Raw genomic sequence first — 17,992 nt, 5'->3', positions numbered from 1 at the left:
TTTGCTTTTTGTACGAAATAAATGTGCATTTATTGATCGCCAGCGTTTCATCAGAATGTGACTTCACTTCATGCCTGTAAAGAAGGCCAATCTGTGAGTATTCTGTTATTTTAAGTTAAATATCGACAACGTCGTCGAACTTGTCTTGTTTATAGTCTATACGAATGTATATAAGCTTCTGTAAGTAGTATTGTTCGTTTCGTGTTATATATAAGTGCTTGATTGGACGATCGGTTAACTCTGACGATGCGTAGCATACATACAGGGCGTGTTGAACACTTTGAATTGAGAAGATATGGAAGTAGTAGATAACCAACAAACGTTTGCGCAAATAAAACGTATTCTAAATAATCACTCTACGCTACTTGATGCGTATAGCCTGTTAGAACCAATCATACTCGATTTGTTTGGCGCGCAACGCATGAGTATTTTTCAACGTCGTCGCCAGCACCAGGATTTGGTTGCGCGTTTTAAGACAGGGAAAGAGACGCTAGAAATTAAAGTCCCCATTAGTCCAATGTCGATTGCTGGGTACGTAGCGCTTTCACAAAAAGCTATCATTGTAGCCGACCCGTATAATCCATCTCTTCTTCAGAACATTCATCCTCGTTTACGCTTTGCTGATAAATTTGACAAAGACAACGATTTTAAAACGCAGAACATTCTTTGTGTGCCGATCATGAACGCCGGTGTAATGATGGGTGTGATTCAAGTTATTAATAAAAATAGCGGTGCCTTTAGCGAAGAAGACCTCAAACTCGGCAACGCGCTTGCGCTTATACTTGGTGACAAATTTAGATTTGAACTAGGCGGTACAAACAATCCCTTTGACCTTTTAGTTCATAAAGGCCTTTTAGAAGAAGCAACATTAAAAGAATTGCAAGAATCAACGCCTGATATTCGTGCATTGGTTCAGCGTCTCATTTCTGAGTACCGTATAGCGGAACAGGAAATTGGTAATTCGCTCTCTATTCATTACCAAGTACCTTATATTCCCTACCTGCCAGAGAAGTACCACAAATTCGAGAATGACAGTCGCCTGAATGTCTCTTATTTAAAGCGCAATTACGTTGCTGTTATTGCTGATGCTCACGATAAGCCTATCGTTTTAATGGCGGAGCCAAATAACGCAGCGCTATTAATGGAAATTGAAAGCGCTATGGGTATCGATACCTATGAGATCGCGGTTAGTCTCCCCAACCTGATACTACAGTACTTAGGTGAAAATAGCGGTGGTGGCGCACCGGGCGAAATGAGTGACATTCTTGATGAGATAGGTACCTCTACTGAAGAAAATGACGAGCATGTTGACGAATTATCGGATGATGCCCCTGCGGTTGTTCGTCTGGTAAGCCGAATACTTCACGATGCTAAACGACTAAACGCATCTGATATTCATATCGACCCTGAGAAAAACGCACCGACCCGAGTACGCATGCGTGTCGATGGTGTGTGTCGCGATATGAACCAAGTACCTAATTCTCATCACAGTGCAGTAATTGCGCGTATTAAGATAATGTCTAACCTTAACATTGCGGAAAAGCGCGTTCCGCAAGACGGTAAGTTGGCATTTAGGATGAATGGACAGCTTGTGGAAGTGCGTGTTGCAACAATACCAACGGTTGCGGGTGAAGGCGTTGTGATGCGTATATTGGCATCGGGCGGTGCTATGCCCATAGACAAGATGAACTTAGCGCCAAACAACCGTGCTCGCCTTGAGGAAATGATTAAAAAGCCTCATGGAATACTATTGGTTGTGGGCCCAACTGGTTCCGGTAAAACCACCACACTTCATGCCATCTTAGGGTACTTAAATACCCCTGAGAAAAAAATATGGACCGCTGAAGACCCGGTGGAGATCACCCAGCCAGGATTACAACAAGTACAAGTAAGCCCCAAAATAGGTTTTACCTTTGCGAACGCCCTGCGCGCATTCTTACGTGCCGACCCTGATATTATTCTTATCGGTGAGATGCGTGATAAAGAAACCGCACACGCAGGTATCGAAGCCTCGTTAACTGGTCACTTAGTTTTGTCAACGCTTCACACAAACTCAGCACCAGAAACCATTACCCGACTTTTAGACTTAGGCCTTGATCCGGTAAACTTCTCAGACGCCTGTGTGGGTATACTTGCCCAACGACTTGTTCGAACCTTATGTGGAAATTGTAAAGAAAAATACGTCGCCACTGATACCGACCTTGCGTTCATTGAGCGTCAATACGGCAAAGAACATATGGCCGAACTTAATATTACTGCACCGCTTGAAATTTACCGTGCTAAGGGCTGTGAAGAATGTGGTAATACAGGCTACAAAGGAAGAACAGGCGTACATGAACTATTAGGTATGACTCAAGAGTTACGCTCGCTTGTTTATAAGGAAGCCAGCGTTGCTGAAATGAAAAAGCAAGCGACCAACGACGGTATGCGCACGCTGGTTCAAGATGCAATATTTAAAGTCATTAAAGGCGACACTGATTTGGCTCAAGTACAGATAGTTGGAGGCGAATAACCCTCTTGGTACGTACCGTTAAATACATAAAAAAGCCCAGCTAAGCTGGGCTTTTTATTTTTTGATGTAAGTTGATAATAAAATCAGGCGTTACTTTTTCAAGTATTCTCTAATAACGTAATGCAGAATGCCGCCATTCTCAAAGTACGTAAATTCATTCGATGTATCGATACGAATGTCCATCATGAACGACTTACTTTCACCTTCATCACTATTAACCGTAACACTCACCTCTTTTTGTCCGCGCGATACAGCGTCAATAGAGTAAGACTCATTACCCTTCAAACCTAATGAAGAGGCGCTATCACCGCTTTTAAATTGTAGGGGCAAAATACCCATTCCAATTAAGTTAGAACGATGAATACGTTCATAGCTTTCAGCCATTACCGCTTTAACCCCCATTAATGAAGGTCCTTTCGCTGCCCAGTCGCGACTTGAGCCAGTCCCGTATTCTTTACCACCTATGACAATTGCAGGCACACCATCGTCTTTGTAGCGCATAGCTGCATGGAAGATAGACATGCTATCACCGCTTGGATAATGGGTGGTGGCACTGCCTTTGGTACCAGGCGCTAATTGATTCTGCAAACGTACATTCGCGAAGGTTCCGCGCATCATAACTTCGTGATTACCACGCCTAGAGCCATACGAGTTGAAGTCACTTGGCTCTACACCTTGAGCTTGTAGGTATTCACCTGCAGGGCTGTCTTTAGCTATCGCGCCAGCAGGAGAGATATGGTCAGTAGTAATTGAGTCACCTACCTTAACCAAACACCGCGCATTTTCAATCGACTTAAGCGCCTCAGGCTCTTTACCCATTACTTCGAAAAATGGCGGATGCTTTATGTAGGTTGACTCAGGCCAGTCGTAAACTGATGTTTTACTGACTTCTAGTGAATTCCATTCACCGCTACCTTTGAAAACATCGGCGTATTTCTCTTTAAACAGATCGCCAGTTACATTTTCAGCAATGTACTTTTGAATTTCATCTTCGCTTGGCCAGATATCTTTCAGATACACAGGCGAACCATCATCGGCTTTCCCCAGCGGCTCTTTGGTTATATCGATATTCATATTGCCAGCTAGTGCGTAGGCCACGACCAATGGTGGTGACGCCAAATAGTTTGCTGCTACGTCAGGGTGAATTCGCCCTTCAAAATTTCGGTTTCCAGACAATACAGACGTCACTGTTAGTTTGGCTTTTCGAATGGCATCGGTAATGGCGTCGGGTAATGGACCTGAATTACCAATACACGTAGTACAACCATAGCCCACTAAGTTGAAGCCAAGCGCCTCTAGAGGGTCCATGAGCCCAGCATCTTCTAGGTACTGTGTGACAACTTGTGACCCCGGAGCCAACGACGTTTTGACCCAAGGCTTACGGGTTAAACCTTTTGCGGCCGCGTTTCTGGCAAGTAGGCCTGCGCCAACCAATACAGATGGGTTCGACGTATTCGTACAGCTTGTGATCGCGGCAATAACAATAGCGCCATCTTCAAGGTTGAATTTACTGCCTCTGAACTCAACAAATGAATCGTGATCTTCATCAACCTCTGCAGTAGTGCCTAAACCGCCCTCAGCCACAAAGTCGGCTTCTTCATCGACCACTTTAATGTCGATTTGTGAACGATGCCATTCTTTGAAGGCCTTAGCGGCTTCATCTAATGCAATCTTATCTTGAGGGCGTTTGGGGCCAGCGATAGATGGCACGACATCGCTAAGGTCAAGTGATAACGTTTCATGATACTCAGCATCTTTTGAATGGTCGTCATGCCATAACTGACTAAATTTCGCATACGCTTCAACAAGTTCTATTTGCTGTTCGTCTCTGCCGGTTAACTTAAGATAATCAAGGGCAACATCATCAATTGGAAAAATACCACATGTAGCGCCGTATTCCGGAGCCATGTTAGCAATTGTTGCACGGTCGGCGGTGGTAAGGTGCTTCAACCCGGGACCGTAAAACTCCACAAATTTACCCACTACACCGTGTTCACGCAGTTGCTTTGTAATGGTCAATACCATGTCAGTAGCCGTAACACCCGAAGGTAGCTGACCTGATAATTTAAAGCCGACTACTTTTGGCAGTAGCATGGTAACTGGCTGACCGAGCATGGCCGCTTCGGCCTCGATCCCACCGACACCCCAACCTAATACACCTAAACCGTTAATCATGGTGGTGTGTGAATCTGTGCCGACCAAGGTATCTGGATACACTAAGGTTTCGCCATTTTCTTGTTTGGTAAACGCACAGCGTGCGAGATATTCTAAGTTAACTTGATGGACTATACCGCGCCCAGGGGGAACCACTTTGAAGTTGTCAAAACTCGACTGCCCCCATTTCAAAAATTGATAACGTTCTTTGTTTCGCTCAATCTCAATATCGGTGTTCTTCTCTAGGGCATTTTCTTCAGCGAAGTGGTCAACCATAACAGAGTGGTCTATAACCAACTCAACCGGATTAAGCGGGTTGATTGCTTGTGCATCGCCACCGAGCCTATCAACTGCATCTCGCATAGCGGCTAAATCAACAATTGCAGGAACGCCTGTAAAATCTTGCAAGATTACACGGGCAGGCACGAACGATACTTCGTGGTCAACGTGGTTAGTCACATCCCACTTTGCGACTTGTTCAATATCGTTACTTGATACGAACTCTTCATTTTCGTGACGAATTAGGTTCTCAAGTAAAATTTTTATGCAGAAAGGGAGTCGGTCGAGCGCATACTGTTTACCGATACCATCTAAGTTAACTGCCTTGTAGGTATTCCCCTTCACCTCTAGCTGTGAAAAAGACTTGTATGTCATACGCTCTCCATCCTTATTTGCCTGTTCAACGGTTATTTTAATAAGCGTAGGTTTTTACCCCAGACGCTTAATAGTCTTATTTGTACGCAAAACACATGAAAAAAAGTTCACATTGGATAATAGCGAGGTGACTTATAAGAGCACTTACCATTTACATTGATATAACATTCTTGTTTTCTTATAAAGGCGCAAACGGTATGCTTAAGTTCGATTAGAACAGCCTTGCGCTTTGCTAACTAATGCGCAGCCAAAAAGGCGAAAGAGTAACGACACAACTATGACCCACCCACTAGTAAAAAAGTACAACTTAACACCGCACCCAGAAGGTGGCTTCTATCGTCAGGTATTTCGGTCTGAACATGAAACCCAATCATTCGTTCACGGTGATACTCGTCCTGCACTTACGCACATTTATTTTCTATTACTTAAAGGGCAGGTAAGCCGCTTTCATCGCGTTTTACACGATGAAGTTTGGAATCATTACGAAGGCGCACCACTGCAACTTTTGCAACTGCATAAACAGCAGTTGTGGGAACGACGCATTGGTGGCGAAGGTAATGAGTACGTGGAGGTAGTTAATGCAGGCCATTTTCAAGCGGCACAAAGTATGGGCGACTATTCATTAGTTGGGTGTACCGTGGCGCCAGGGTTTGACTTTGCCGACTTCAGTTTTATTGAAGAGCCCTCAATGAAACAATGGTTAGACGTAGCACATCCTGATTTAAGTCGTTTTATTTAGGCAATCGTAAGTAGGCTGGCAGAACATTTGGCAGTCTACATTTATTTTATAATTACTCGTCATACCTGCACTTTTGTCTGCGTATAAACTGGATTTTTTGATGCCAATCAAGGATGATATCGGCAGTTTTTAAAATATACGTCTGAACGTCCATAGTGACGAACTTCAGACTATCTCACTCTAACGCCGCAGGTAACCCAACTATGTATAAATTGGTACTTATTCGTCATGGAGAGAGTCAGTGGAACCTTGAGAACCGTTTCACAGGCTGGCACGACGTTGACTTGACTGACACTGGCGTAGCGCAAGCGAAAACCGCTGGTCAGCTACTTAAAGATGCTGGATTTGCATTTGATCAGGCTTATACGTCTGTGCTTTTACGTGCTATCAAAACGCTGAACATTGCGCTTGAAGAAATGGGCCAGCACTACTTACCAGTTGAGCGCCATTGGAGACTAAACGAGCGTCACTATGGTGGATTGACAGGTTTAGATAAAGCAGAGACTGCCGCTAAACACGGTGAAGAGCAAGTTAAGATTTGGCGTCGTAGTTTCGATATTCCACCGCCAGCGGTAGAAACAGACAGCGAACACTTCCCTGGCCACGACCCTCGTTATAGCCATGTTGATGCTGACATTCTTCCTCGTGGAGAGAGTTTAAAGCTTACTATTGAGCGCGTACTTCCGTATTGGCACGATGTTATCCGCCCAGATATCCAAGCTGGAAAGCGTGTTATTATTGCTGCTCACGGCAATAGCTTGCGTGCACTTGTTAAGTACTTAGATGGCATGTCAGATGAAGAAGTTCTTGGCCTGAACATACCAACTGGTGTACCACTAGTTTATGAACTAGATGAAAACCTAAAGCCAATTTCAAAAGAATACTTAGGCGACCCAGAAGCTATTAAGGCGATGATGGATGCCGTGGCTAAACAAGGTAAAGCAAAATAGGCCGTTACCGTTTAGATATAAAAAAGCCTGCTTATGCAGGCTTTTTTATTTGTGTCTCATCAAACTAGCGAGGTACTTTCACCAACCAGTTGTGAGTGTCTTCTGCTTTACCCCACTGGATATCATTTAGCGCCTGCCTTAACTTCATAGTTACTGGGCCTGCCTCACCACTTCCAACCTGATACTCTTTATCATTATGGATAAAAGTACCTACTGGTGTAAGAACCGCCGCAGTACCTGAAAGTGCCGCTTCAGTATTCGGTTTTGCTGATCGTTCTAAAAGCTCTTCTACAGTGATGTCACGCTCACTTACTTTCATGCCGTGATCTTTTGCAATTTGAAGCACCGTAGCGCGCGTCACACCGTGTAAGAAACTTGAATCTAATCCTTTAGTGATAATTTCATCGCCATCAATAAGTAAGAAGTTAGCTGCACCAGTCTCTTGTACATCACCATTAGGGCAAAACAATATTTGGTCAGCTTGAACTTCAGCGCGCGCTTTTAAAATAGGCGGTAAGGCGCTGGCATAGTTACCACCACTTTTAACCATTCCCATGTGCGGTGCGCAGCGCATTCCTGTTTCATCCAGTAGCAAGCGTAGTGGCTTTGCACCGCCAGCAAAATAATCGCCAACTGGCGATAACAATACATACAACATTGAACTTGCTGATGGCGCTGCTGCTTTACCTATAGATGCTTCTGTGCCGATATGCGTTGGGCGGATATACATCGAACCAGGAGGCTCAGGTACTTCAGACGCGTACTTCGCAACAATATCAATAATCATTTTTTCTACTTGCGCTTTGTCTATTTCAGGCAAGTTTAAAAGACGACTACTTTGAGCAAAGCGCTCAATGTTTTTGTCCATTCTGAAAATGTTAATACTACCATCTTCATGTCTGAAAGCTTTTAGGCCTTCAAAGCAAGTGCTCGAATAATGGAGCACATGTGCACCAGGATGCAATTGAATACTATCTGCGCTGACAAATTCGGTGTCAGTCCACTTATCTTTGACAAAGGTAGCAAGTGCCATTTGTGGCATAAATACTGTACCGAATACGGCCATTGGTTCGTCCTATTCACTTCGACTAAAAAAATATCCGATAGAGTTTACCAAAAAACAGTCACTTTGCTAAAAGTAAGTAGTTTCTAATAGAGCTTTTATTTAAGAAGATCGTCTAGAAATACTGACGGCAAACAAATACCAGACTCAAAAGAGACAAAAGCCAGCTATGAATGCTGGCTTTATTCAATTTGAAGAAAAATTCACGGTAGTGCTATTTACTGTCTAGTGCTTTTTCTAGTAGTAGCTCAATACGTTTAACGCTGTCAATTAGCACCTTCATATCATTGTTTTCATCTGTTTTCTGCTCTGGCATTGCGTTATTACCCGTTAACAACTTGTCTTTCTGCGCCAATATGGTTTCTCTGAATGTGTCGGCGTCATTGATACCAATCAAAGAAACCAAGGCGCCTTGAGCTGACTGCCCAGCAGTTTCAAATGACAGACGATAAAGATTGAAGACGCGCATTAGTGGTCCTTGCACCATAGCGACATCTGTTATCTTCTCTAGCGGAATAGACTTCTCTTCTTTATTAAACACACCTCGTTTTACCACGAGTTTTCGCTCAGTCACAATCGCTGACATCGCGGCTAATATTTTGCTACTAATCAGAAAGAATAGAGGAATAGATATAATTAAGACTGGTATTCCTACTACAGTGATAGTTGAAACCAATAGTAAGCTTATTAACCAATAAGTTTTTACGGCTGGGTTGAAGGTAGCACTGATTATTATTCTTTCAGACATTATAAGAACCTTTTATCCTAATAAATTGAGTATACCGCTGCTAGGGTTCAGAAATGATAAACGACCTGCGCATTGCCATCGAAACGATTCGTATCGTTTTGTGACTCTTTTCCATAGCCGGCTTCTACTCTAAAAGCCCAGCCTTCACGTGAGGTATTGAGTCGATACTCATATGACATTCCTATGCCTTGCGTTGTTTGGGCATCAGTTAGCGCCAATCTAATAATAGGGCAAGTCAGTTCATCTTCGCAGCTGTATTCTGCATCTCTCGCACCCACAGCACCAAGGAATATGCCTACAACATGGTTTTCGTATTGTTTTTGTGCACCCAGAGTAAAGCCGTCATCTAATCCCAATTTATAATTCACGTATAGCTCTAAATCATCATATTTTGTAGAAACCGTAGGGACAAGAAAGAAAGGCCAGCCACCACCTAAACTCACATCAATATCCTGAGCGATACCGTTAGATGAAAAGCAAGTTAGTGCAATTAGTGATACTCGAAGCTTATGCATGATATTCCTTTAATACGCTCAAAAACGAATATGGTAGTAGCGAGTTGGTGAATGAAAGGTGAAAACCCACTACGTTATAAGCGCAACAATACCAGCAGTTTGTAAACTAAGTTATTGCAGAAAAACGAAAAATTGTAAGTAAATAAGTAGAGCATAAGAAGCAAAAAACCCAGCTTTCGCTGGGTTCTTTGTTTTAGAATTAGGACCTGGCAGTGTCCTACTCTCACATGGGGGTGAAGAACGCTGCACCGGAGGTGCATGACGGATGCCTAATGGCATGCGGCAAGTGATGAACGGTCGAGCTCTGCGAGACCATGGGAGCCCCCTTCGGGATGGCTGACCGCGGGAGTAGCACGTTAGTGCTAGTCCTTAAAACAAAAAACCCAGCTTTCGCTGGGTTCTTTGTTTTAGAATTAGGACCTGGCAGTGTCCTACTCTCACATGGGGAAGCCCCACACTACCATCGGCGCTAATACGTTTCACTTCTGAGTTCGGAATGGGGTCAGGTGGTACCGTATCGCTATGGCTGCCAGGAAAAACTGGTTTGCAGTTTGCTAACTGCGCAAAGCTGATTGCTCTCAACTTCACTGAATTCGTTTAGCCTTTGTATATAAAATACAGTGGCTTCTATATAAAGCAAAAAACCCGCCGTAAGGCGGGTTTCTTTAATTAGGACCTGGCAGTGTCCTACTCTCACATGGGGAAGCCCCACACTACCATCGGCGCTAATACGTTTCACTTCTGAGTTCGGAATGGAGTCAGGTGGTACCGTATCGCTATGGCTGCCAGGAAAAACTGGTAACAATTTGGGAAAGATAATATTAATTCAATCTGTGAGTAACTGTCTTTTCACTCTACTTTCCGCTCATTTTTCAGAGCTTAGCTTGTCTACAACACTCAAAAGCCTAAAGCTTCTTGGGCGTTGTATGGTTAAGCCTCTCGGGCAATTAGTACAGGTTAGCTTAACGCCTTACAACGCTTCCACACCCTGCCTATCAACGTCATCGTCTATAACAACCCTTCCAGACCTTAAAGGTCAGGGATGACTCATCTTTGGGCCGGCTTCCCGCTTAGATGCTTTCAGCGGTTATCCGTTCCGAACATAGCTACCGGGCAATGCCATTGGCATGACAACCCGAACACCAGCGGTTCGTCCACTCCGGTCCTCTCGTACTAGGAGCAGCTCCCATCAATCATCCAACGCCCACACCAGATAGGGACCGAACTGTCTCACGACGTTCTAAACCCAGCTCGCGTACCACTTTAAATGGCGAACAGCCATACCCTTGGGACCGACTTCAGCCCCAGGATGTGATGAGCCGACATCGAGGTGCCAAACACCGCCGTCGATATGAACTCTTGGGCGGTATCAGCCTGTTATCCCCGGAGTACCTTTTATCCGTTGAGCGATGGCCCTTCCATACAGAACCACCGGATCACTATGACCTACTTTCGTACCTGCTCGACGTGTCTGTCTCGCAGTTAAGCTAGCTTATGCCATTGCACTAACCTCACGATGTCCGACCGTGATTAGCTAACCTTCGTGCTCCTCCGTTACTATTTGGGAGGAGACCGCCCCAGTCAAACTACCCACCAGACACTGTCCACAATCCCGATAAGGGACCAATGTTAGAACATCAAACATACAAGGGTGGTATTTCAAGGACGGCTCCACACAATCTAGCGACTGTGCTTCAAAGCCTCCCACCTATCCTACACATGTAGGTTCAATGTTCAGTGCCAAGCTGTAGTAAAGGTTCACGGGGTCTTTCCGTCTAGGTGCGGGTACACAGCATCTTCACTGCGATTTCAATTTCACTGAGTCTCGGGTGGAGACAGCGTGGCCATGGTTACACCATTCGTGCAGGTCGGAACTTACCCGACAAGGAATTTCGCTACCTTAGGACCGTTATAGTTACGGCCGCCGTTTACCGGGGCTTCGATCAAGAGCTTCGCATACGCTAACCCCATCAATTAACCTTCCGGCACCGGGCAGGTGTCACACCCTATACGTCCTCTTACGAGTTTGCAGAGTGCTGTGTTTTTAATAAACAGTCCCAGCCACCTGGTCACTGCGGCCCCCATCTGCTTACCACGTAAAGTGTTCACAAACAGGGGCGTACCTTCTCCCGAAGTTACGGTACAATTTTGCCGAGTTCCTTCACCCGAGTTCTCTCAAGCGCCTTAGTATTCTCTACCTGACCACCTGTGTCGGTTTGGGGTACGGTTCATATAATCATAAGTTTAGAAGCTTTTCCTGGAAGCAGGGCATCAACAACTTCACTCCCTTGGGAGCTCGTCTCGCGTCTCAGCTTTAAGAACCCGGATTTACCTAAGTTCTCGGCCTACTCGCTTTCACTTGGACAACCAACGCCAAGCTTGCCTAGCCTTCTCCGTCCCTCCATCACTGATTATATAAGTACGGGAATATTAACCCGTTTCCCATCGACTACGCATTTCTGCCTCGCCTTAGGGGCCGACTTACCCTGCCCTGATTAGCATGGGACAGGAAACCTTGGTCTTCCGGCGTGGGAGTTTTTCACTCCCATTATCGTTACTCATGTCAGCATTCGCACTTGTGATATGTCCAGCAAGCTTTACAACTCACCTTCATCCACTTACACAACGCTCCCCTACCCAGCATGTAAACATGCTGCCGCAGCTTCGGTATATTGCTTAGCCCCGTTACATCTTCCGCGCAGGCCGACTCGACTAGTGAGCTATTACGCTTTCTTTAAAGGGTGGCTGCTTCTAAGCCAACCTCCTAGCTGTCTATGCCTTCCCACATCGTTTCCCACTTAGCAATATTTTGGGACCTTAGCTGGCGGTCTGGGTTGTTTCCCTCTCCACGACGGACGTTAGCACCCGCCGTGTGTCTCCCGGATAGTTCTCATTGGTATTCGGAGTTTGCAAAGGGTTGGTAAGTCGGGATGACCCCCTAGCCTTAACAGTGCTCTACCCCCAATGGAATTCGTCCGAGGCTCTACCTAAATAGATTTCGGGGAGAACCAGCTATCTCCCGGTTTGATTGGCCTTTCACCCCCAGCCACAGGTCATCCCCTAACTTTTCAACGTTAGTGGGTTCGGTCCTCCAGTTGATGTTACTCAACCTTCAACCTGCCCATGGCTAGATCACCGGGTTTCGGGTCTATACCTAGCAACTAAACGCGCAGTTAACACTCGCTTTCGCTACGGCTCCGTTATTCACTTAACCTTGCTACTAAATATAAGTCGCTGACCCATTATACAAAAGGTACGCAGTCACCCCGAAGGGCTCCCACTGCTTGTACGTATACGGTTTCAGGTTCTATTTCACTCCCCTCACAGGGGTTCTTTTCGCCTTTCCCTCACGGTACTGGTTCACTATCGGTCAGTTAGGAGTATTTAGCCTTGGAGGATGGTCCCCCCATATTCAGTCAAGATAACACGTGTCCCGACCTACTCGATTTCACTGTAAAGAACTCGTCGTGTACGGGGCTATCACCCTGTATCGCTCCTCTTCCCAAAGGATTCCACTAAATTCTAAACAGCTTAAGGGCTGCTCCCCGTTCGCTCGCCGCTACTAGGGGAATCTCGGTTGATTTCTTTTCCTAAGGGTACTTAGATGTTTCAGTTCCCCTCGTTCGCCTCGTTACACTATGTATTCATGCAACGATACCTATAAATAGGTGGGTTTCCCCATTCGGACATCTGTGGCTCAAATGCATTTTGTCGGCTCACCACAGCTTTTCGCAGACTTACACGTCCTTCATCGCCTCTAACTGCCAAGGCATCCACCGTATACGCTTCGTCACTTAACCATACAACCCCAAAAAACCTTCAGTCTCGCTTCCTATACTTCGTAGATTATCCTCACTCACTCAGTTACATACTTTATGTATGCGCCTTCGCTCGTTCGTCTATCTACTTGTCTAGAAACCGATACTTCGCTTTTACCCGCCTTTTGAATTCAGGTTGGGTATTGTTGTATGCATGACAAGCTAATCGGAAGAATTGCCTTGCTATCAAATCATCGATTGATAACAAGCAATTCAGTCAAGTAGAGTAAAAAGTCATCTTTCGATTTCTCAGTTACTCAATTTTGATTGATTACTATTAATATCAGCTTTCCAAATTGTTAAAGAACTTTTCTTGCAATCGGACTTGCCGATTGCAACACAAGGTATAGGTTGCGAAGCAACACCCTTGCACTTTAGAGTAAAAAACCCTAATCAATGCTTACTGAAACAGTAAATATTCATTAGGATTTAAATTCCGTTTTGACACATTTTCTGCCATCTATTTTCTTCTTAGACAAGGCATCGGATTGCGTAGCGTGCTAGTAGCACGTGAGCGATTCGATAACGCCGTATAAGGAGAAAATGGTAGGCTTGGGCAGACTTGAACTGCCGACCTCACCCTTATCAGGGGTGCGCTCTAACCAGCTGAGCTACAAGCCTGTGGTGGAGCTAAGCAGGATCGAACTGCTGACCTCCTGAATGCAAATCAGGCGCTCTCCCAGCTGAGCTATAGCCCCATAAACTTGTGTCGTTCTTCATTTTAAACAAGACTATCTGTGTAGGCACTGCATCAAGTGCGTCTATCGACGTAATGGTAAGGAGGTGATCCAACCCCAGGTTCCCCTAGGGTTACCTTGTTACGACTTCACCCCAGTCATGAAACACAAAGTGGTAATCGTCCTCCCGAAGGTTAGACTAACTACTTCTTTTGCATCCCACTCCCATGGTGTGACGGGCGGTGTGTACAAGGCCCGGGAACGTATTCACCGCAGTATTCTGACCTGCGATTACTAGCGATTCCGACTTCATGGAGTCGAGTTGCAGACTCCAATCCGGACTACGACATTCTTTAAGGGGTCCGCTCCACATCACTGTCTCGCTTCCCTCTGTAAATGCCATTGTAGCACGTGTGTAGCCCTACACGTAAGGGCCATGATGACTTGACGTCGTCCCCACCTTCCTCCGGTTTGTCACCGGCAGTCTCCTTAGAGTGCCCAACTTAATGCTGGCAACTAAGGACAAGGGTTGCGCTCGTTGCGGGACTTAACCCAACATCTCACGACACGAGCTGACGACAGCCATGCAGCACCTGTGTCAGAGTTCCCGAAGGCACCAATCTATCTCTAGAAAGTTCTCTGCATGTCAAGTGTAGGTAAGGTTCTTCGCGTTGCATCGAATTAAACCACATGCTCCACCGCTTGTGCGGGCCCCCGTCAATTCATTTGAGTTTTAACCTTGCGGCCGTACTCCCCAGGCGGTCTACTTAGCGCGTTAGCTTCGCTACGCACGATTTAAAATCACACACAGCTAGTAGACAGCGTTTACGGTGTGGACTACCAGGGTATCTAATCCTGTTCGCTACCCACACTTTCGCACATGAGCGTCAGTCTTTGGCCAGGGAGTCGCCTTCGCCACTGATGTTCCTCCAGATATCTACGCATTTCACCGCTACACCTGGAATTCCACTCCCCTCTCCAAGACTCTAGTCTGCCAGTTCTAAATGACCATCCCAGGTTGAGCCCGGGGCTTTCACATCTAGCTTAACAAACCGCCTGCGTGCGCTTTACGCCCAGTAATTCCGATTAACGCTCGCACCCTCCGTATTACCGCGGCTGCTGGCACGGAGTTAGCCGGTGCTTCTTCTGTTGTTAACGTCACGGCTGGCAGGTATTAACTACCAACTTTTCCTCACAACTGAAAGTGCTTTACAACCCGAAGGCCTTCTTCACACACGCGGCATGGCTGCATCAGGGTTCCCCCCATTGTGCAATATTCCCCACTGCTGCCTCCCGTAGGAGTCTGGGCCGTGTCTCAGTCCCAGTGTGGCTGATCTTCCTCTCAGAACAGCTAGAGATCGTCGCCTTGGTGAGCCTTTACCTCACCAACTAGCTAATCTCACTTGGGCCTCTCTTTGCGCCGGAGCCGAAGCCCCGTTTGGTCCGAAGACATTATGCGGTATTAGCAGTCGTTTCCAACTGTTATCCCCCTCGCAAAGGCAAGTTCCCAAGCATTACTCACCCGTCCGCCACTCGTCATCTTCTAGCAAGCTAGAAATGTTACCGTTCGACTTGCATGTGTTAGGCCTGCCGCCAGCGTTCAATCTGAGCCATGATCAAACTCTTCAATTAAATATATCGAAATATGAATCGTCGTTGTGACACTCTTAACGAGTGCCCACACAGATTGTCTTGTCTAAATTTTTAAAGAACATTCACTAGAAGCCTTGCTTCTTAGTGACTCACCCTGTTCGAGTGAGGTGCGCATTATACGCTGGAAGTTTTCGCTGTCAACACTTTTTGAAAATTTATTTTCTGAAGCGTTTCTTCTAAACTCCCGTCTTTACTGGCCTATGTAGGTAGTAGAGACTTACTTCTTAAGAGCAATTTGTTTTGCTTTCCTGTCGAAGCGGATGCGCATTTTAGGGATCTGAGCGCTCACGTCAACAAGTATTTTAAAAAAATCCTTATTTTTCGATCGTTTGCGCAAACTATGAACAGATCGTTGTAAAAACGGGCTAATTCATACCGATTTTACCCATCTATAAGTTCAGTTAATTGGTATCTGGCTACCCGTGCTTTAGATTAGATGCTATAGCTTTCTATTAACGAGCATTAAAACACGTAAATAAAGAAAGCATTTGCACAGTCTTTATAGTGAGGGCGCGATGAATATTTCTGAGTTTAAAACCGCAGGGAAACTTATTACTGGTTTAGGTGCTTTGAAAGCGCTTAGTGATGAGATGGCACGACTATCGATAAATGCCTTTGCCATTATCACTGACAAAGGCGTATCAGCATCAGGTTTACTCGACCAAGTTACTCCATTACTTCCAACCGCTGCCACTATAGTCATTGATGATATCCCCCCAGAACCTGAAATCACCGTTATAGAGAACAAGCTTTCACTACTTAGAGAAAAACAAATAGATGGTGTTATTGCATTAGGTGGCGGTAGTGCTATTGATAGCGCAAAGATATTAGCTGCTACTTATGATTACACTGGTAAGCTGTCAGATCTCTTCGGTGAAAATACATTATCACGTCGTACCTTGCCACTTATCGCTATACCCACCACGGCAGGTACAGGTTCAGAAGTCACTAATATAGCAATACTATGTGACCCCAAATTGCAGATGAAAAAAGGCATTGTGAGTCACTGCTTATTGCCAGACGTTGCCATTGTTGCACCGGAGATGACAAAAACCTGCCCCAAAGCTATAACCGCAGCCAGTGGAATAGATGCCTTTGTTCATGCGTTAGAAGCCTATGTATCGGTTAATGCCACACCCATTACCGATGCGCTTGCTGAAAAAGCGTTAAAACTAATATACAACGCCCTGCCACATGCCTATGCAAATGGCGAAAATTTATCAGCAAGGGAAGATATGGCCACCGGCAGTTTAATGGCAGGGCTAGCGTTTGGTAACGCAGGCGTAGGGGCAGTGCATGCACTGGCGTATCCGTTAGGCGGACGTTTTCATTTATCTCATGGGATGAGTAATGCCGTTATGCTACCCCATGTATTAAAAGTGAATGCGCCTTTTTGTGCAGACAAACTGTATTGCGTAGCAAAGCAGTTGAAACTTTGCGATAGACATCACACCAGAGACGAAGCAGTAAAACTATTACTCAATGCCGTTGAGAAGTTATGTAGAGATGTGGATATTCCCCAATCGCTTACCCACTTTAATATACCAGAGGATTGTGTTGGTGAACTTGCCAGTGAGGCGAGTAAAGTTACTCGCCTACTGCGTAATAACCCAAAGCAGCTTAGCGTAGAGGAAATAGAGGATATTTACCGACACGCTTTTTAGCTTTGCATTATTACAACTCTCTCACCCATATGTTTTTAAAGCTTACATAGTTTCCGTGATCTTGAAGCTGTAGAGGTGCACAGCCATGTGCTTTGTATTTTGGCGCGCCTATCCACTCTGTTGTACCTTGTATTTCGGTATGGTTTTGTACCACCACGCCATTGTGGATAACGGTAACATAGCCCGGCGAACTTAAGCTCTCACCCTCAAAGCGCGGTGCTTTGTAAATAATATCGTAGGTTTGCCAATTGCCCGGAGCCTTCATGGCATTCGCTAAAGGAATAGTTTGCTTGTATACACTTGCAGCCTGACCATTAGGGTAGGTTTTATTTTCAAACGAATCTAACACTTGTACTTCGTAGCGCTGCTGAAGGAATATGCCACTATTATTACGCTGCTGACCTTCCATTCCCTCTTCTGGCATCGGTGCCATCCATTCAACATGTAGCTGAATATCGCAGAACGACGCTTTGGTTTTAATATCTCCCGCGCCAGGCTTTACCGTTAGCACGCCATCTTGCATAGTCCAGTTTGCATCGCCGCCTTTTAGCGATTCCCACGCATTTAGGTTGTCACCTAGCAGCACGGTGGCATCTGAAGGTACGTTGTTAGCGTTAAATGACACCACTTCAGGTACAGGCTCCCAAACTTCTGTTTTGGCTGCCTGTTGTTCTCGTGTAAGCCTGTCATCGTCAGACGCGCATGCGGTCGTGGTCATTAATACTGTAAGCGGTGAAGAAAATAGTAATGCTTTTGCTACTGAGTGTTTGTTCATTATGTTTGCCTAATTTCGTGTAAGTTAATGATGCTAAGGTATGTGCAACATCTTGCTAAACGCCCGCAAG

Annotated in this window: 9 protein-coding genes, 2 tRNA genes and 4 rRNA genes; 4 read left to right on the top strand and 11 right to left on the bottom strand. The window is 45.4% G+C overall.

Annotated features, from left to right (window positions below):
- Positions 1-295: 295 nt before the first annotated feature.
- A complete protein-coding gene (locus OZ660_RS01535) occupies positions 296-2,512 on the top strand; it encodes a GspE/PulE family protein (protein ID WP_274742328.1) in 2,217 nt (738 codons plus the stop codon).
- Between the two features lie 90 nt (positions 2,513-2,602).
- Here the strand turns inward: OZ660_RS01535 and acnA are convergent, their stop codons facing one another.
- Positions 2,603-5,320 (bottom strand): aconitate hydratase AcnA, encoded by a 2,718-nt coding sequence (gene acnA / locus OZ660_RS01530; RefSeq protein WP_274742327.1) that lies wholly within the window; start codon positions 5,318-5,320, stop codon positions 2,603-2,605.
- Between the two features lie 277 nt (positions 5,321-5,597).
- On the opposite strand from acnA, the gene OZ660_RS01525 reads away from it, so the two are divergent.
- The gene (locus tag OZ660_RS01525) at positions 5,598-6,059 is read left to right on the top strand and encodes a cupin domain-containing protein (RefSeq protein WP_159627394.1); all 462 of its coding nucleotides are present in this window, start codon (positions 5,598-5,600) and stop codon (positions 6,057-6,059) included.
- A 203-nt stretch (positions 6,060-6,262) separates the two neighbouring features.
- Positions 6,263-7,009, top strand: a complete 747-nt coding sequence (gene gpmA / locus OZ660_RS01520; RefSeq protein WP_159627395.1) for a 2,3-diphosphoglycerate-dependent phosphoglycerate mutase — start codon at positions 6,263-6,265, stop codon at positions 7,007-7,009.
- Between the two features lie 64 nt (positions 7,010-7,073).
- Here the strand turns inward: gpmA and OZ660_RS01515 are convergent, their stop codons facing one another.
- The 9 genes from OZ660_RS01515 to OZ660_RS01475 form a co-directional block, all read right to left on the bottom strand.
- Positions 7,074-8,075, bottom strand: coding sequence for a branched-chain amino acid aminotransferase (locus tag OZ660_RS01515; protein ID WP_274742326.1), 1,002 nt, complete (start codon positions 8,073-8,075; stop codon positions 7,074-7,076).
- A 211-nt stretch (positions 8,076-8,286) separates the two neighbouring features.
- Positions 8,287-8,820, bottom strand: a complete 534-nt coding sequence (locus OZ660_RS01510; protein WP_274742325.1) for a PH domain-containing protein — start codon at positions 8,818-8,820, stop codon at positions 8,287-8,289.
- Positions 8,821-8,867: 47 nt separating this feature from the next.
- Positions 8,868-9,335, bottom strand: a complete 468-nt coding sequence (locus OZ660_RS01505; RefSeq protein WP_274742324.1) for a hypothetical protein — start codon at positions 9,333-9,335, stop codon at positions 8,868-8,870.
- Positions 9,336-9,753: 418 nt separating this feature from the next.
- Positions 9,754-9,869 (bottom strand): 5S ribosomal RNA (rrf, locus tag OZ660_RS01500).
- Positions 9,870-10,009: 140 nt separating this feature from the next.
- Positions 10,010-10,125: ribosomal RNA gene (gene rrf, locus OZ660_RS01495) — 5S ribosomal RNA — on the bottom strand.
- Positions 10,126-10,261: 136 nt separating this feature from the next.
- Positions 10,262-13,135: ribosomal RNA gene (locus tag OZ660_RS01490) — 23S ribosomal RNA — on the bottom strand.
- A 562-nt stretch (positions 13,136-13,697) separates the two neighbouring features.
- A tRNA-Ile gene (locus tag OZ660_RS01485) sits at positions 13,698-13,774 on the bottom strand.
- A 1-nt stretch (position 13,775) separates the two neighbouring features.
- Positions 13,776-13,851 (bottom strand) — tRNA-Ala (locus OZ660_RS01480).
- 78 nt (positions 13,852-13,929) lie between these two features.
- Positions 13,930-15,462: ribosomal RNA gene (locus OZ660_RS01475) — 16S ribosomal RNA — on the bottom strand.
- The 16S, 23S and 5S rRNA genes sit together here with 2 tRNA genes alongside, the layout of an rRNA operon.
- Before the next feature lie 536 nt (positions 15,463-15,998).
- On the opposite strand from OZ660_RS01475, the gene OZ660_RS01470 reads away from it, so the two are divergent.
- Positions 15,999-17,147 carry an iron-containing alcohol dehydrogenase gene (locus OZ660_RS01470; RefSeq protein ID WP_274742323.1) on the top strand — a complete coding sequence of 383 codons (1,149 nt, stop codon included), beginning with the start codon at positions 15,999-16,001 and terminating at the stop codon, positions 17,145-17,147.
- A 10-nt stretch (positions 17,148-17,157) separates the two neighbouring features.
- Here OZ660_RS01470 and OZ660_RS01465 read toward each other — a convergent pair whose 3' ends face one another.
- On the bottom strand, positions 17,158-17,922 hold the full coding sequence (locus OZ660_RS01465; RefSeq protein ID WP_446698946.1) for a 3-keto-disaccharide hydrolase: 765 nt from the start codon (positions 17,920-17,922) through the stop codon (positions 17,158-17,160).
- Between the last annotated feature and the right edge of the window lie 70 nt (positions 17,923-17,992).

This window comes from Alteromonas sp. 009811495 (assembly GCF_028865455.1).
Lineage (GTDB): Bacteria > Pseudomonadota > Gammaproteobacteria > Enterobacterales > Alteromonadaceae > Alteromonas.
The sequence above is the reverse complement of the archived record's forward strand: the minus strand, read 5'-3'. Positions and strand labels throughout refer to the sequence as shown.

Bases quoted from the DNA above. Each gene is read 5' to 3' on its own strand.
- OZ660_RS01535 (WP_274742328.1), top strand. From the start codon at position 296: ATGGAAGTAGTAGATAACCAACAAACGTTTGCGCAAATAAAACGTATT.
- acnA (WP_274742327.1), bottom strand. From the start codon at position 5,320: ATGACATACAAGTCTTTTTCACAGCTAGAGGTGAAGGGGAATACCTAC.
- OZ660_RS01525 (WP_159627394.1), top strand. From the start codon at position 5,598: ATGACCCACCCACTAGTAAAAAAGTACAACTTAACACCGCACCCAGAA.
- gpmA (WP_159627395.1), top strand. From the start codon at position 6,263: ATGTATAAATTGGTACTTATTCGTCATGGAGAGAGTCAGTGGAACCTT.
- OZ660_RS01515 (WP_274742326.1), bottom strand. From the start codon at position 8,075: ATGGCCGTATTCGGTACAGTATTTATGCCACAAATGGCACTTGCTACC.
- OZ660_RS01510 (WP_274742325.1), bottom strand. From the start codon at position 8,820: ATGTCTGAAAGAATAATAATCAGTGCTACCTTCAACCCAGCCGTAAAA.
- OZ660_RS01505 (WP_274742324.1), bottom strand. From the start codon at position 9,335: ATGCATAAGCTTCGAGTATCACTAATTGCACTAACTTGCTTTTCATCT.
- OZ660_RS01470 (WP_274742323.1), top strand. From the start codon at position 15,999: ATGAATATTTCTGAGTTTAAAACCGCAGGGAAACTTATTACTGGTTTA.
- OZ660_RS01465 (WP_446698946.1), bottom strand. From the start codon at position 17,922: ATGAACAAACACTCAGTAGCAAAAGCATTACTATTTTCTTCACCGCTT.